Origin of the sequence: Pontibacter sp. FD36 (genome assembly GCF_015686655.1) — a bacterium.
Lineage (GTDB): Bacteria > Bacteroidota > Bacteroidia > Cytophagales > Hymenobacteraceae > Pontibacter.
In genome coordinates this window covers 88,576-102,515 of the sequence record NZ_JADPMP010000013.1, presented here as the reverse complement: position 1 = coordinate 102,515, position 13,940 = coordinate 88,576, and the positions used below count along the sequence as shown (strand labels likewise).

Genomic DNA, 13,940 nt, shown 5'->3' with positions numbered 1-13,940 from the left:
TCATGTTGCTATTGTTGCTCTCGTTGCTAGCATACGGCTGGCTTATTATACGCGCATTCTTTGCCTGGAAGCGCCTGTTGGTGCCGGCTATACCTGCCGGGTTTATACCTGCCACTAAAATTTCGGTGATCATCCCTGTTCGCAACGAGGCGCAACAAATACCTGTTCTGCTACAGGACCTGGAAATGCAGAATTACCCGGTGGAACTCTTTGAGGTACTGGTGGTGGACGATCACTCCGATGACGGCACTGCTCAACAGATTCAAGAATTTATAGCTGTTACTAAGCTGCAGTTGCGTTTGATCCGGCTGGCTGGGCACACGGAGGCTACAGGCAAAAAAGCCGCTATCAAACAAGGTATAGCCCAGGCCAGTAGTGAGCTCTTGGTCTTTACAGATGGTGACTGCCGTGTGCAGCCGGACTGGCTTTTATACTTCGCCCATACCTACGAAACGCAGCAGGCATTTTTCATGTCAGGACCTGTGAGCTTCCATAATACCCATACCTTGCTGGAGCGCATGCAACTGGTCGAGTTTGCATCGTTGATCGGAGTGGGAGGAGCCTCTATTGGACTGCGACAACCTAATATGTGCAATGGTGCCAACCTGGCTTACACCCGGGCAGTTTTCCAAGAGGTGGGAGGCTTTGCCGGAAACGAAGGTATAGCAAGCGGTGATGATGAATTTTTGCTGCATAAAGTAAACCAGCTATACCCGGAGCGAATTGCTTTTTTGAAGCATCCCAGAGCCATGGTGCATACTGAGGCACGTAAGACGGTGCGTAGTTTTATATCACAGCGGGTGCGTTGGGCCAGCAAATGGCGGAGCTATCAGAGCCTGGCAGTGAAGTTGGTGGCCCTTACTGTGTTTGTTGTCAATTTACTGCTGTTCTTGGCCATACCGGGCGTACTGCTGGGCTGGCTTTCGTTTTGGACTTTTCTGGCGGCCTATGCTGCTAAGTTCCTGATAGATTTCCTGTTTTTAAACCAAATACTGACTTTCATGGGGCGGCAAAATTATCTGATTTTTATGCTCCCCCTGCAGCTTGTTTACATTCCTTACGTACTATATACCGCCATCAGCGGCCTCACAGGTCGCTATACATGGAAAGGCCGAACCATCCGAAATCATGACTGAGAATGAATTTGCTATCATGGACGAACTTTATTTTGTGACGTCCTACGCTGACCTCAAAAGCACCAGCGCACTAACTGATGAAGAACTCTGCGCGGCCCTGCGCGACCTGATCTCCAAAGACTATATCAGAATCCTGTACCCGGACCCGGATACGGAGCATGCATACGATGAGTCTAAATTTGGAAAGCATTGTCAGGAGTACTTTTACCTGGCCACCAAAGCGGGGTTGGTAGTGCATAACTCTATCTGATGGTGATATTTTTCACCGCAAGGCCGAACAAATACCTGGACTACGTGGTTGCAAGTGTGCGCATGTGGCGAATACGTATTATTTCAAAGGAATTGTAGGGTATGGTAAAGAATGCGATTGATTTTTTGTAAATTTACCCGGTATATGCCTGCGTGACAGGTGTAACTGGCGGCAGAGCCCCCGAGTGCGGGTTTCTCGCCAACCCTAAACTATGAAACCGAATGCCTGATATAGTAGCTCCGAACATACAGCAAGAGTTAAACCTCAAAAAGCTGGAATTATCGGCCTTGTTGGAAATCACGCAGGCGATTAACGACAACCTGCCCGAAGAGGCGCTCTACAAAATCTACCGCTTTACGCTACTCGCACAGTTGCAGATCAACCGACTGGCCTTGTTTGTGCACGACGAGAAGTGGGACTGCAAAGTAAGTTTTGGCACCGACCTGGAAGCCGCCAAGCAACACCTCCCCGAAACCATTCTCGAACTCAAGGAAATCACCCGCATATCCAAGCTGAGCGTGGACAAGAAGTGGCGTAACTTCGAGATCGTGATCCCGATTCTGCACAATGGCAAAGTGCTCGCCTTTGTGATGATCGGCAAGATTCAGCCCTACTATACCAATATTGAGGCGCTGAACTTTGTGCAGACGGTGAGTAATATCATGCTCGTGGCCATCGAAAATCACCGCATGGCCCGTCAGCGACTGGCACAGGAATCGATCCGGAAGGAGATCGAGATTGCCCGTGAAGTGCAGTCCATGCTCTTCCCCAAAAAGCTGCCCAACGACAAAGACGTGGCTATACACGCCAGTTATATTCCGCACTCTTCCATTGGTGGCGACTACTATGATTTCATCGAGATCGACCAGGACCAGTTTCTGTTCTGCGTTGCCGACGTATCGGGCAAGGGTGTACCAGCTTCGCTGCTGATGTCGAATTTCCAGGCTGGGCTGCGTACAATCATACGTCAGACATCGGATCTGAACACGGTCGTTTCCGAGCTCAACCACCTGATCTACCGCAATGCGATCGCTGAGAAGTTTATTACTACCTTTGTCGCCATTTTTAACCGCAGTACCCGCGAACTGAGCTATGTGAACGCCGGCCACAACGCACCGGTTCTGCTCTACGAAAACAACACCCACGATCTGCTAAACGACGGCTGCACCATGCTGGGTGTGTTCGATGTGCTGCCTTTCATGAACGTAGGCAAGATTCATGTGCCGCACAATGCCGTGCTACTTTGCTACACCGACGGCCTGACAGAGGTGTTTGATGAAGATGAATCGGAATTTGGTATTGAAGGTACGATCGACTTCCTACAGAAAAACCGCTTCCTGAGCTCTAAAATGCTGCACCTGCAACTGCTCAACGCCATCAACCTCTTCAATGAAGAAGCTTCTTTCAACGACGATATTACCCTGCTATCGTGTAGGTTTAAATAGCTTTGATTGTTGATTGCCTAGAGTTGATTGTTGAGCTTCGTAAGGATTAGTGGTACCCCTGCTCATGCAGCGAAACCCTGTGAAAAATTATGTGATTTGCCGCAGGATAGCTCTCGCAAGTTGACTGTATAAGGCAAGCGATTAAAAATAAGCGATTTAACAATCAACAATTAACCATCAACAATTAATTTGCTCCGCCTCTACAAGACACCCGCTTTGCTTCGCCGGCTTTTGCCTGGCTATACCTGGCTGCGGGAAGAGCAGGGGAAAGTGCTATACCTGACTTTCGATGACGGACCTATACCGGAGGTGACCCCTTGGGTGCTGGAGCAATTGGCGCATTACAAAGCCCAGGCTACTTTTTTTGCTGTAGGTGATAATTTAGTGAAGTACCAAGGTATAGCGGAGCAGATACTAGCGCAGCGGCACAGGCTCGCTAATCATACACACAATCACTTGCGTGGCTGGGAAACTTCACTGGAGCACTACCTCGACAATGTGCAGCAGTGTCAGCAGGAGCTGGAACGTCTAAACCCCAACGCAGCGCAGCCAAAGCTCTTCCGACCTCCTTACGGGCGCATTACGCCGAAACAGGCAGCAGCCCTGCGACCAACGTATGAACTGGTGATGTGGGACGTGCTCACCAACGACTATGACCGTTCGCTCAGTCCCGAAAAATGCCTGCGTGAAGCCATTCGCTGTACCCAAAGCGGCAGCATCATCGTATTCCACGACAGCCTGAAGGCCCAGCGAAACATGCAATACGCCCTGCCCCGTTTTTTAGACCATTTTACCGCACAGGGCTATACCTTCCAGACCCTATGATGGTATCCGTCACCTATTTTATACTTTACTTTATTGTCTTTACAGCGCTTCTTCTGTTGCTGCTCTTCAACCGAAGGCGCTATACCTCAACGGTTGTGGACTTTCCGCAGGTCAGCATCCTGATCGCTGCCCGTAACGAGGAGCACAATATTATGGCTTGTTTGCGGGCCATTGCCGCACTTGATTATCCAGCTGATAAGATCGAAGTACTGATAGGTGATGATGGCTCCACGGATCAGACGCGGACCCTGGTAGAAGCCTATATAAAGGACAAACCTGGCTATACCTGTCTACCGATTACCTGCACAGTAGGGCAGGCAAGGGGCAAGGCCAATGTGCTGGCGCAGCTGGCCCGGAAAGCAAGTTCCGACATCTTCCTCTTCACCGATGCCGACATCGAGGTGCCACCAACCTGGATCAAGGCCATGTTGGCTGGTCTGGACAAAAAAGTCGGTGTTGTGACAGGACTTACCACGGTGACAGGGAGTCGCCTATTCGACAAGATGCAGCGCATGGACTGGCTGTTTTCAATTGGGCTAATGCAGGTATTCAGTGACTTGAACATGCCGGTTACCACCATGGGCAATAATATGCTGCTCACCCGCAAGGCCTATGAATCGGTGGGCGGTTTTGAGAACATTCCGTTTTCAATCACAGAAGACATCGCTATATTTAATCAGATACTGAAGCGTGGCTTCGGCTTCCGGAATCTGTACAACAACAACGTATTGGCCTTGTCTGCACCCGCCCCAAATTACGGTGCACTGCTGGAGCAACGCAAACGCTGGATGCGAGGCTCTATGTATATGCCCAAGTACATGTTTGCGCTTTTTGTGCTGCACTCGGCCTACTACCCTGTTCTGATTCCGTTTTTCTTCAAGGCCTCGCTAGGTATAGCGCTCAGCATCGCGATCGTCAAACTTGTATTTCAAAGCCTTTTCATGCACATCTGCCTCAAGCGCCTGCGCCGAAGCGCCCCTTGGTGGCACTACATTGTCTTTGAGCTATACCTGCTGGTGACTACTTTCATCCTGATCATTTACTTCTTTTTGCCTACCAAAGTCAGGTGGAAGGGGAGGAAGTATTAGGAGTTTATACTTCTCCTTGCAGCCTTAGCCATTAGTTCGGACCTTTGTGACGAGATTTTTGATCCAAAATGACACAGATGACTTTAGTTGATTCGCACGCACATATCTATTCAGAGCAATTTAAGCAGGACCGTGAGGAGGCGCTTGTAAGGGCGCTGGCCGAGGGGGTAGAGAAGATCTACATGCCCAACATCGACCATACCTCTATTGATATCATGCTGGAGACGGAGGAGAAGCACCCAAACCAGTGCATTGCCATGATGGGCCTGCACCCGACTTCAGTGAACAAGGAATTTGAAAAAGAACTATACCTGGTGGAGGAATGGCTGGGCAAGCGCAAGTTTGCAGCTGTTGGTGAGTGCGGCATTGACCTGTACTGGGACAAGACTTTTCTGCCACAGCAGCAGGAGGCCCTCAGAGTGCAGGTGGAGCTGGCCAAAAAGCACCAGCTTCCGATCGTGCTTCACACCCGAGACTCTTTTGACGAAACATATGAGATCATCGCCACTGCGCAAGACGGCAGTCTGAAAGGTATATTTCATTGCTTTTCGGGTACCGTGGAGCAGGCAGAGAAGGTGAAGGGATTGGGCTTCCTGATGGGTATAGGCGGTGTGGCTACCTTTAAGAACGGCGGCCTGGACAAGGTACTGCCGCATGTGAGCCTGGACAACCTGGTGCTCGAAACTGACTGTCCTTACCTGGCACCCGTGCCGCATCGTGGCAAGCGCAACGAGCCCGTATACTTGCCACTGGTAGCCCGCCGCGTGGCCGAACTGATGCAGAAGCCCGTAGAGGAAGTGGCACAAACCACAACCCGCAACGCCCTCAACCTCTTTAAACTCTAAGCGATGGATGTAGTAAAAACCCATATTGACACCGCCGCACCCGCACATGCGGAGGCCTCCATTCTGATCATCTACACGGGAGGAACGGTAGGTATGGTGTATGACGAAAAACACCACCTGGTGCCTTTCAACTTCAGTCAGATACTGCAGAAAGTACCCGAGCTGAGCAACTTCAAGTATATGCTGACGGTGCTGAGTATAGAGCCGGCCATCGATTCGTCAAACGTGGCGCCAAGTGACTGGCTGATGCTGGCCAACCTGATCCGCGATAACTACTCCGATTATGATGGCTTTGTGGTTCTGCACGGCACCGATACTATGGCTTACAGCGCCTCCGCGCTTAGCTATCTGCTCGAGAACCTGGAGAAGCCTGTCATCTTTACAGGTGCGCAGGTGCCGATCGGGCGTACTCGTACCGATGCGCGCGCAAACCTGATATCGGCCCTGCAGATTGCGGCCACTAAAGTTAACGGGAAAAGCATTGTTCCCGAAGTTTGCATCTATTTCCATAACCTGCTTATCAGAGGAAACCGGGCTAAGAAGGTAGAGAGCCGACATTTCAATGCCTTTAAGTCGGAGAACTACCCACTGCTGGCCAAAGCCGGTATTAGCATCGATTTTTATGAAAGCGCTATTTTGCCGCATCCGGAGAGACCATTGCACGTGCACCAGCAACTGGATGACAATGTGGCGATCCTGAAGCTTTTTCCGGGTATAACACCCCAGGTAATGCGCAGTGTGCTGGAAGCGCCGGGATTGCGTGGGGTAGTACTGGAGACGTTCGGGGCAGGCAATGCGCCTACAGCAGGCTGGCTGCTCGAGATGCTGGAAGATGCTATATCAAGGGGAATTTACATCCTGAACGTATCGCAGTGCGACGAGGGCAGGGTAGACCAGGGCCGTTACGAAACCAGTAAGTTTCTGCTCAACATGGGGGTGATCGGCGGCGATGACATCACGACAGAAGCGGCGATTACGAAGCTGATGTTTGTGCTGGGGCTCGACCTACCGGCAACGCAAACCCGTGAGCTGCTTGCCAGTAACCTGCGCGGTGAGATCAGCATCTAGTCCAGTGCAATATATTTAAGGTATAGCAGGTCAAAAATTTGCGATAGTGTAAGTTATTGGCGTATATTTGCACCCACAATAGAGAGCTGTCCGAGTGGTCGAAGGAGCACGCCTGGAAAGTGTGTATACCCCAAAAGGGTATCAAGGGTTCGAATCCCTTGCTCTCTGCTGCATAACCCGAAAGCGCCTGTAAGTGAATAACTTACAGGCGCTTTTATTTCGTATTTTAAGGTTCTTAGTAAGTGTCTTTCCCCAATTTGATTCTATTGAGTTAGATCCTTCAATAAGGAGAACGCCTAAACCTTAGTCATGATGATACTTCTCCCCCCTCAGAATCGTGAAACCCCGGTATAGCTGCTCCACAAAAAACAAGCGGACCATTTGGTGCGAGAAAGTCATTTTAGAAAGAGAGATTTTGTCGTTGGCCCGCTCATAAATAGCAGGAGAGAAGCCGTAGGCGCCCCCGATGATGAAAACCAGGTTAGTGGTGACGGAGTTGAGCTTCTTTTGCAGAAAATGTGCGTATTCGGTAGAGGTAAAGGTTTTGCCTTTCTCGTCGAGCAACACCACATGGTCGCCGTCCTGTAGCTTTTGAAGTAGCAGTTTGCCTTCGGCCTCTTTCAGGTTTTCCGCTGTGAACTTTCCTCCCTGTTTGATGTCAGGTATAATGATGAACTCGAACGGATGGTAATGCTTCAGCCGCTTCATATACTTCTGTATACCCTCTTCCAGAAATGCCTCGTCAGTTTTACCGATCGCGATGAGCTTGATTTTCATGTAGCACTTTTTCTGCCAATTTCGCTCAAAAAGCCGTGTTTCGCAAATTTGGCCGGAATCAGGGAAGTATAGATCAGTACTTGGTAAGCAGCTTTACTGATTTTTGGGCAGGTCACGCTCGAGGTAGTCTTTTATGTAAAGCTCCCGCACAAACACCTGCAGCACAGCCACCAGCGGGGCAGCCAGTATCACACCAAGCGGACCGACCAGTATACCGAAAAGCACCAGCGAGAGAAGGGTGATCACGGGTGATATGTGCACGGTTTTTTCAAAGATGAGGGGCGCTAGCAGATAGCTTTCAATAGACTGAATGATGAAGTAAAGGATGGCTACATACAGCGCCGCCATGGGGCCGTCCAGAAAGGCGATCAGGATGGCTGGGACAGAAGCAATAATGGGACCGACAGTAGGAATGAAATCCAGGAAGAATGCGATAACGGCCAACGCCAGTGCCATGGGTATACCGAGCAGCATCAATCCGACGGCCGTCAGAATGCCCACGAACACCATGGTGACGAGCTTCCCGAATAGCCACCACTTGAGTGTTTCATAGCTTTTGTCCAGCACTTCCCACAACCGTGTGCGGTGCCGTACCGGAACCAGGCTTACAATGCCCTTTTGGTACTGTGCCGGGCTCGATGCGAAGAAAATACCGATCACAATCACGATAAACAGATCGGTGATGATGCTGATAGTGGAGGTAAAAAAGGTCTGGGCCTTGTTAACGATTTCCTGTGTTTCAGGCATCATGCTCTCCTGACTGCTCTCGAGCTCGTCGAGCGCTTTTGCGCCCCAACTTGTTCGGCCCAACTGATCCTTTAGTCGTTCGATGGAAGAGGGCAGGGTTTCACGCAAATCTTCTATCTGCGCTTGTACGGTAGGGGCGATAAGCCAACCTGCAAGAAAAATCAGCCCGAAAAACAACAGCGAAGAAAGTGCTAAAGCCAGCCCTTTGCCCAAACCTGTTTTATCATGCAGCCAATTGGTCATGGCACGTAGCAGCACCGCAAACAGGATGCTGGCGAACACCAGGAAGAAAAAATGCACAGCGTATAAAACCAAAGCCAGCGCAGCACTTAATAACAATACAACCGAGGTGGTAATGACAACTTTGCGGGTAAATGAGATTTCTTGCTTCATGCACGTAAGCTATATGTAGCGATTGTTTCGAGTTTTATTCCTTGAAAGTTTATACTCGCTGCGTACCGTAAAGGATATGACATGCACCTTTTGCCATTAATGATAGCTACCTGATAGGGGTGGTGAAGTTTTAGCAGATTTGATTGTTTAGCTTTATTCTAAATTACTGTATAACAAGGGGTGTATGCAACCTGTTGTGGGTAATAACAGGTAAATATGGATTAGAAGAATAATGTAGGACTTAAAAATTTTAGATATGGAAGCAACATGCAATAACTGCAATCATTGGGAGCAGGACCCAAATAAAGTACAACTTCAAAGCAATGAATTTGGCTTGTGCGATGAATTAACCGGGCAGCATGCCCTGGAGCCGGCTTATGTGTTGCCGCTGGTACATGAAGGCCCGGAAGACAAGAAGCCCAGAAAATTTGAGATGATTACAGGGGCACAGTTCGGCTGTAATCACTTCAGTGAGCGCAAAGGGTGGGTATAAGCCCTTTGAGATAGGCTACAAAACAAATGCCCTGCAGGGGACTGCAGGGCAAATGCCTAATCTAAACACAAACAACCAACACTAATATTATCTATTCAATTATTATCTATTCAATCTATTTCTATTCTATTCTATTCTATTCTATTCTATTCTCAAGGTGTAGCGGCCTTGTATTAGTAGCGTAGGTAAGGCATGTTGTTCACCCCGGAGAGCGAGTCCAGTATACCTACGAAATAATCGCCTATAAACAGACCAGTTCCTTTCTTAACCGCGTCTGAGCCTAATGACGAATTAATGACCTCCCCATCAATGGTAGAGTATTCCTGCGAATCCTCAACCTGGGAATTGCTTTTTGTAGTTTTTAAGTTGTTGCGGCAGCCAATGCTCTGCTTTGACATACCGACTGTGCTTTCATAGATCTTCATGTGATTGGGTAGTTTGGTTTTGTATGATACAATAATACAGTAACGCATTCTCCTAACACAGGAAACATATTTTCATAAGGTAACTTGAATTATTTTAAATATAATTATAAATTAACTAACAGAATGTGCTTTGGTAGCTTCTTAATTGGGTATTTGCAAGCTGTATGTGAGAGGGTATATGGTAAAAAGTAACAAAGGAGTGTTTACTTTTTATGCTGTAAGAAACGCAGAATGTAATAGCTGAAAGTCTGCAGGGCGAGGACTGTGAGCGATAGCATGGCACCAGGTATAGCAACAAGCCACCAGGCAGACGTGTTAGTGCGAATACCGGCTATCATCCTGCCCCAGCTCACTAGGTCGGTGCTCACGCCGATGTTCAGAAATGACAGCGTAGACTCCAGCATGAGCAAACCGGCTAAGCCAAATGAAAATGCGACCAGCACCGGCCCCAATAGGAGTGGAAGTGCATGTCGCACCAGAAGACGTCTTTGTGTGAATCCCAGACTCGTAGCGGCCTCAAAAAAGGGCAGTTCTCTGATGCGGAGCATCTCTGCTCTTGCCAACCGGGCCGTTCCTGTCCAGAAAGTAAGTACAAGCAACACTGATAGAGCTGGCAGGGTAGGTGGTACTATAGCCGCTAGTACCAATATCAGAATTAATCGGGGGATGCTCGTCTGTACCTCAATTATCCTTAGCAAGAGCTCATCAGTTGGAAAATGAATCGTCCTGTTGAAAAAAGACATTCGTCTGAAAAGCGGTGCAGAAACAAGTACAAACACTAAACTCAAGCTGATGGCAACAGTGCCTGTGAGTAAGAAATCAGAGTAAGGGGCTCCCTGGCTGTACAACATTGTAGGGAGATAGATGCCATAATAGGTAAAAGGTAACAGGGCGAAGAGCAAAGCTGCCAGCAAGGACCGGCTTAGGCGCAGACGGTGGTTTCCGAAAAGGCCCGCTATTGCTCCAAGTGCTAAGCCGATCAGGCTGGCCATCACCATAACAGGCAGACTGATGGCAAATGCCGTGCGGATCCCATACAACACATTAGCTAATACATCACGGCCGAGGCCATCCGTTCCGAGCCAGTGCCTGGGTTTGTTCGTTTCGTTTCCCCAACCCAGTGGCGCCTGGAAGATCTGCTCCAGGTCCAGTTCGTTTGGCCCGTAAGCAAGTGGCAACCAGGGAAGAGCCAGCGCGACAAGAGCCAGCAAAATCAGGTATAGCAAGGATAGCCTGAAGGCCGGTGCCAGCTGCCATGCCTCACGCGCTATGTGCCATAGCTTTTTCATGATACTTGGGCACGTATACGCGGGTCAGCCAGCGCATATAGCAGGTCAGACAGCAGGTGCGATATCAACCTGAATACAGCTGCGATGACAATGATGCCCACTATAACCGGATAGTCACGAGCCAGTACAGTGTCAATGAGCAATCGGCCAACGCCAGGTATAGCAAAAATGGTCTCGACAATGACGGCCCCTGCCACCAGGGTAGGCAGGTAATCAGACAAAAGCGTGATGACGGGCAGTAGGGCATTGCGCAGCATGTGCCTACGAATGACGCGATGCTCAGAAAGACCTTTTGCTCGTGCCGTGCGGATATAGTCCTGCCCCGCGACCCCTGCCATCGCTTGGTAAAACTGATTGGTGAGGTAAGGCAGGTTGGCCAGCACCAGGCAAAGCATCGGGAGTGCCATGAACTGCAGCCATTGACCTGTTTGCTGTAGCCAGTTCTGGTCGTAAGTACTGTAGTAGCCCATACCATATACCGGGAAAAGCTGTAAAAATGCAGGACTCGCCAGCAGCACCAGCAAGAGCATGGCCAGGACAAAGAGGGGCACGCTATCCAGCAGGAAAAGAGAGGGAAGCAGCGTGCTACGCCAGATGCGCCCGGAGCGGCGTATCATCAGGATGGCCATTTCCAGGGCAAGCAATGCCGCAACAACAATGCTGGCCAGTAACAGCCACCAGGTGTTCCCGACCGCTTCGCCAAGCACGATGGTCACTGGCCTGCCGTCTCGCAGTGAAGTTCCCAGGCTTCCTTTTAACATACCGGCTATCCAGCGGTGGTACTGATTCTGGGAACCGTGCCACTGTAGAGATGGGAGTAAATAGGTATAGCTGGAGGAATCAGTCCGTAAGGTGTCACCCTTAACTATCAACTCAGAAGTGATAGCTGATCTGGCAGGTAATTGCTGAGCTATATCTGACAGGGCTTGCCGGAGTTCGGCGTGCTCCTGATGACTATAGATTGAGAAAAGATGCTGTTGTATCTGCAGACGCTCTGTATCAGACAGGACTTTTTCAAACTCTTTCAGGCTTCTGAAAAAGTGGGTGGCTGCCATTGGGTTGCCATACTGCCAGGAAAGCTTTTTCAGGAAGGTACGATCACGCTCCGGGAAAACACGGTGCAGGGTATCGGGTAAGGCGGCGGAGGTGATACTAAAATAAAACAGCGGCAGGTCCTGTCCGGTGGCCTCTAAAAACTGGCGGTAGTTATGCTCGCGCGATGTAGCATCGCTTCGGCTGTAATAGCCCGCTTCCTGCTGCCCCAGGCTGGTGCTCCCAAAAGCCCCTGGCATCAGTTTACTCAGCAAAAAAATGACAGATGCTATAAACCAGAGCGTAGGTATAGCCAGAAGAAGCCGCCTGAATATAAAAGTGGCCATAGCATCATCAAGGCTTAAGCATAAATGAACTTAGGTCGTAATAGGGGCGTACACCCGACACCCTCGTATTGGTAAACCTGCTGTGTATAGCTATTTTTTCTTTTCGGAAATAAAGCGGCACAAAAGCAGCTTCTTCCTGTATGATCTCCTGTAATCTGTGCAATTGCCGGGCTTTTTCAGTTTCGCTTTCAGTTTCATTGATCTGGTTCAGTAGTTGATCGCTCTCAGGCGTGCCAAAGCCAGTTGTGTTGAACCCGCCTGGGCCGGCAAAGCTTGTGTGAAAAAGGGGCTTGAAATTGAAGACGAAAGGATTGCCTGAAATTCCTCTGAAATGCATGTCATAATCCAGTTGCTCTATCTTCTGGTTGTAAACATTTCCCTCCAGCGGCTGCAAACTCACAGGTATACCTGCTTTGGCCGCGTGTTGTTGAAAGACAAGCGCCATTTGCTCGTACATGGTGTTGCCGGCTCTGTAGAGCAGCTCAATACGTAAATCTTCCCGCTGGCCATTCAGGTTTCTGTACCAGCCGTTTTGCTCTTGTATCCATCCAGCAGCTTTTAGTAGCGTAACTGCCTGCTCAGGGTTGTACGGGCGGGGCTGTAGCTGTGGGTGGTAAAAGTCTTTCCGGTCAGGAGGTATAGGCCCTACTGTCGGCGTAGCGTAGGACTGCTGGCTAACCCGGATCATGCCGTCCACATCCATCAGGTATGCAATAGCCTGCCGGGTTCGTTTGTCGCGGAACCTGGCCTTGCGCGTGTTAATCGCAGCGTAGATCAGGTCATAGCCTTGCGGGGTATGCAGCTCATAGTCTTTCAGGAAGTTGTCATCCTGCTGTAGTCGCTCAAATTCATTTACAGGGATATTGTCCAGCACATCGAGTTGCGCATTTTTGAGCGCCAGTAGGGCCGTGGTATTGTCAGGTATAATCTGAAAATTAATCTGCTCAGGATTGGCGTTGAGGTAACTGACGGCATTGCCTGTGTTCTTCCCCCACCAGTTGTCTTTGCGTTTCAGCACAACGTGCTGCCCTGTGGCCCACTCAGCTAGTCTATAGCCGGCACTTCCTTGCAATATGTCTTTGCTATCTGGTGCGCCCAGCTTGTTGCAGCGCGCCGCCACAGCTTGTGTATGAGCTGTGTTATACTGGGTGCTGTCAGCCTGTGACAATGCAGTGAAAGGTATAGCTGAAAAACTTCCCTGAGGATCAAGTAGATAAGCTGGCAAAATAAAGAAGTCACCGGTCAGGAGTTGCATTTCAGGTGTAAAACCCTGGCAAACCAGTGTGAATTTTTTGGGATCAGAAGCGTCTAACTGGATGTCTTGTATAAACTCAACTTGTGAGCGAATACTCTCATTCCGGATAAAAGGAGCTTTCAGCACCTTCAAGGTGAAGGCCACATCCTGCGCTGTAACGGGGCTTCCGTCAGACCATTCGGCCTCGGGGCGTAGTTGGTAATGGAAAAAAGTAAGCGAGTCTTTGCGCTCCACTTCCGGAAAAGCGGAGGCAAGACTCGGCTTCAGTGTGTTGTCTTCAAGATCTACAGTCAGTAGGCTTTGGTAGAGCAGATTGATTATCTGCAAGGCCTCTTGTGAGTTGTAGTTAATAGGGCTTATGTTTCCTGGGTCTATAGCCAAGCGCAGACGTACTTCATCAGGCTGCCGTGCTGGCTGACCGCAAAAATTTAATAGTAATAATAAGCTTAGTAGGAATGCTTGAGTTTTCCTCATTTTATCTTGACTCCCTTTAGCTAAAATCGGGTAGAGGCAAGATAGGGAAAA

14 protein-coding genes and 1 tRNA gene are annotated in these 13,940 nt (G+C 49.5%); 9 read left to right on the top strand and 6 right to left on the bottom strand.

Annotation, left to right across the window (positions count from 1 at the left end):
- Positions 1–2 precede the first annotated feature (2 nt).
- The 8 genes from I0P70_RS18190 to I0P70_RS18155 all read left to right on the top strand — a co-directional run bounded on the left by I0P70_RS18190 (position 3) and on the right by I0P70_RS18155 (position 6,825).
- On the top strand, positions 3–1,136 hold the full coding sequence (locus I0P70_RS18190) for a glycosyltransferase (protein ID WP_196120583.1): 1,134 nt from the start codon (positions 3–5) through the stop codon (positions 1,134–1,136).
- On the top strand, positions 1,129–1,386 hold the full coding sequence (locus I0P70_RS18185) for a hypothetical protein (RefSeq protein WP_196120582.1): 258 nt from the start codon (positions 1,129–1,131) through the stop codon (positions 1,384–1,386). Before I0P70_RS18190 ends, I0P70_RS18185 begins: the two co-directional genes overlap by 8 nt.
- Positions 1,387–1,607: 221 nt before the next feature.
- Entirely contained in the window at positions 1,608–2,831 is a 1,224-nt protein-coding gene (locus I0P70_RS18180) for a GAF domain-containing SpoIIE family protein phosphatase (RefSeq protein ID WP_196120581.1), read from the top strand.
- Between the two features lie 189 nt (positions 2,832–3,020).
- The gene (locus I0P70_RS18175) at positions 3,021–3,656 is read left to right on the top strand and encodes a polysaccharide deacetylase family protein (protein ID WP_196120580.1); all 636 of its coding nucleotides are present in this window, start codon (positions 3,021–3,023) and stop codon (positions 3,654–3,656) included.
- Positions 3,653–4,744 carry a glycosyltransferase gene (locus tag I0P70_RS18170; protein ID WP_196120579.1) on the top strand — a complete coding sequence of 364 codons (1,092 nt, stop codon included), beginning with the start codon at positions 3,653–3,655 and terminating at the stop codon, positions 4,742–4,744. The genes I0P70_RS18175 and I0P70_RS18170 overlap by 4 nt, the downstream gene beginning before the upstream one ends.
- A 77-nt stretch (positions 4,745–4,821) precedes the next feature.
- Positions 4,822–5,589 carry a TatD family hydrolase gene (locus I0P70_RS18165; RefSeq protein ID WP_196120578.1) on the top strand — a complete coding sequence of 256 codons (768 nt, stop codon included), beginning with the start codon at positions 4,822–4,824 and terminating at the stop codon, positions 5,587–5,589.
- 3 nt (positions 5,590–5,592) lie between these two features.
- The gene (locus I0P70_RS18160; protein WP_196120577.1) at positions 5,593–6,657 is read left to right on the top strand and encodes an asparaginase; all 1,065 of its coding nucleotides are present in this window, start codon (positions 5,593–5,595) and stop codon (positions 6,655–6,657) included.
- Positions 6,658–6,737: 80 nt separating this feature from the next.
- A tRNA-Ser gene (locus I0P70_RS18155) sits at positions 6,738–6,825 on the top strand.
- A 135-nt stretch (positions 6,826–6,960) separates the two neighbouring features.
- On the opposite strand, the gene rlmH is transcribed toward I0P70_RS18155, so the two are convergent.
- Positions 6,961–7,434 carry a 23S rRNA (pseudouridine(1915)-N(3))-methyltransferase RlmH gene (rlmH, locus tag I0P70_RS18150; protein ID WP_196120576.1) on the bottom strand — a complete coding sequence of 158 codons (474 nt, stop codon included), beginning with the start codon at positions 7,432–7,434 and terminating at the stop codon, positions 6,961–6,963.
- A 93-nt stretch (positions 7,435–7,527) separates the two neighbouring features.
- Positions 7,528–8,574 carry an AI-2E family transporter gene (locus I0P70_RS18145; protein ID WP_196120575.1) on the bottom strand — a complete coding sequence of 349 codons (1,047 nt, stop codon included), beginning with the start codon at positions 8,572–8,574 and terminating at the stop codon, positions 7,528–7,530.
- A gap of 256 nt (positions 8,575–8,830) precedes the next feature.
- Between I0P70_RS18145 and I0P70_RS18140 the strand changes: the two genes are divergently transcribed.
- Positions 8,831–9,067: a hypothetical protein gene (locus I0P70_RS18140; RefSeq protein WP_007658863.1), complete on the top strand. Its 237-nt coding sequence runs from the start codon at positions 8,831–8,833 to the stop codon at positions 9,065–9,067.
- Positions 9,068–9,240: 173 nt separating this feature from the next.
- On the opposite strand, the gene I0P70_RS18135 is transcribed toward I0P70_RS18140, so the two are convergent.
- The 4 genes from I0P70_RS18135 to I0P70_RS18120 form a co-directional block, all read right to left on the bottom strand.
- Positions 9,241–9,492, bottom strand: a complete 252-nt coding sequence (locus I0P70_RS18135; RefSeq protein ID WP_196120574.1) for a hypothetical protein — start codon at positions 9,490–9,492, stop codon at positions 9,241–9,243.
- A gap of 203 nt (positions 9,493–9,695) precedes the next feature.
- Complete coding sequence (locus I0P70_RS18130; protein ID WP_196120573.1) at positions 9,696–10,781, bottom strand: ABC transporter permease; 1,086 nt, start codon at positions 10,779–10,781, stop codon at positions 9,696–9,698.
- Positions 10,778–12,160 carry an ABC transporter permease gene (locus I0P70_RS18125; RefSeq protein WP_196120572.1) on the bottom strand — a complete coding sequence of 461 codons (1,383 nt, stop codon included), beginning with the start codon at positions 12,158–12,160 and terminating at the stop codon, positions 10,778–10,780. Before I0P70_RS18125 ends, I0P70_RS18130 begins: the two co-directional genes overlap by 4 nt.
- A 7-nt stretch (positions 12,161–12,167) precedes the next feature.
- Complete coding sequence (locus I0P70_RS18120) at positions 12,168–13,742, bottom strand: ABC transporter substrate-binding protein (RefSeq protein WP_230392284.1); 1,575 nt, start codon at positions 13,740–13,742, stop codon at positions 12,168–12,170.
- Positions 13,743–13,940 lie beyond the last annotated feature (198 nt).

Bases quoted from the DNA above. Each gene is read 5' to 3' on its own strand.
- I0P70_RS18190 (WP_196120583.1), top strand. From the start codon at position 3: ATGTTGCTATTGTTGCTCTCGTTGCTAGCATACGGCTGGCTTATTATA.
- I0P70_RS18185 (WP_196120582.1), top strand. From the start codon at position 1,129: ATGACTGAGAATGAATTTGCTATCATGGACGAACTTTATTTTGTGACG.
- I0P70_RS18180 (WP_196120581.1), top strand. From the start codon at position 1,608: ATGCCTGATATAGTAGCTCCGAACATACAGCAAGAGTTAAACCTCAAA.
- I0P70_RS18170 (WP_196120579.1), top strand. From the start codon at position 3,653: ATGATGGTATCCGTCACCTATTTTATACTTTACTTTATTGTCTTTACA.
- I0P70_RS18165 (WP_196120578.1), top strand. From the start codon at position 4,822: ATGACTTTAGTTGATTCGCACGCACATATCTATTCAGAGCAATTTAAG.
- I0P70_RS18160 (WP_196120577.1), top strand. From the start codon at position 5,593: ATGGATGTAGTAAAAACCCATATTGACACCGCCGCACCCGCACATGCG.
- rlmH (WP_196120576.1), bottom strand. From the start codon at position 7,434: ATGAAAATCAAGCTCATCGCGATCGGTAAAACTGACGAGGCATTTCTG.
- I0P70_RS18145 (WP_196120575.1), bottom strand. From the start codon at position 8,574: ATGAAGCAAGAAATCTCATTTACCCGCAAAGTTGTCATTACCACCTCG.
- I0P70_RS18140 (WP_007658863.1), top strand. From the start codon at position 8,831: ATGGAAGCAACATGCAATAACTGCAATCATTGGGAGCAGGACCCAAAT.
- I0P70_RS18135 (WP_196120574.1), bottom strand. From the start codon at position 9,492: ATGAAGATCTATGAAAGCACAGTCGGTATGTCAAAGCAGAGCATTGGC.
- I0P70_RS18130 (WP_196120573.1), bottom strand. From the start codon at position 10,781: ATGAAAAAGCTATGGCACATAGCGCGTGAGGCATGGCAGCTGGCACCG.
- I0P70_RS18125 (WP_196120572.1), bottom strand. From the start codon at position 12,160: ATGGCCACTTTTATATTCAGGCGGCTTCTTCTGGCTATACCTACGCTC.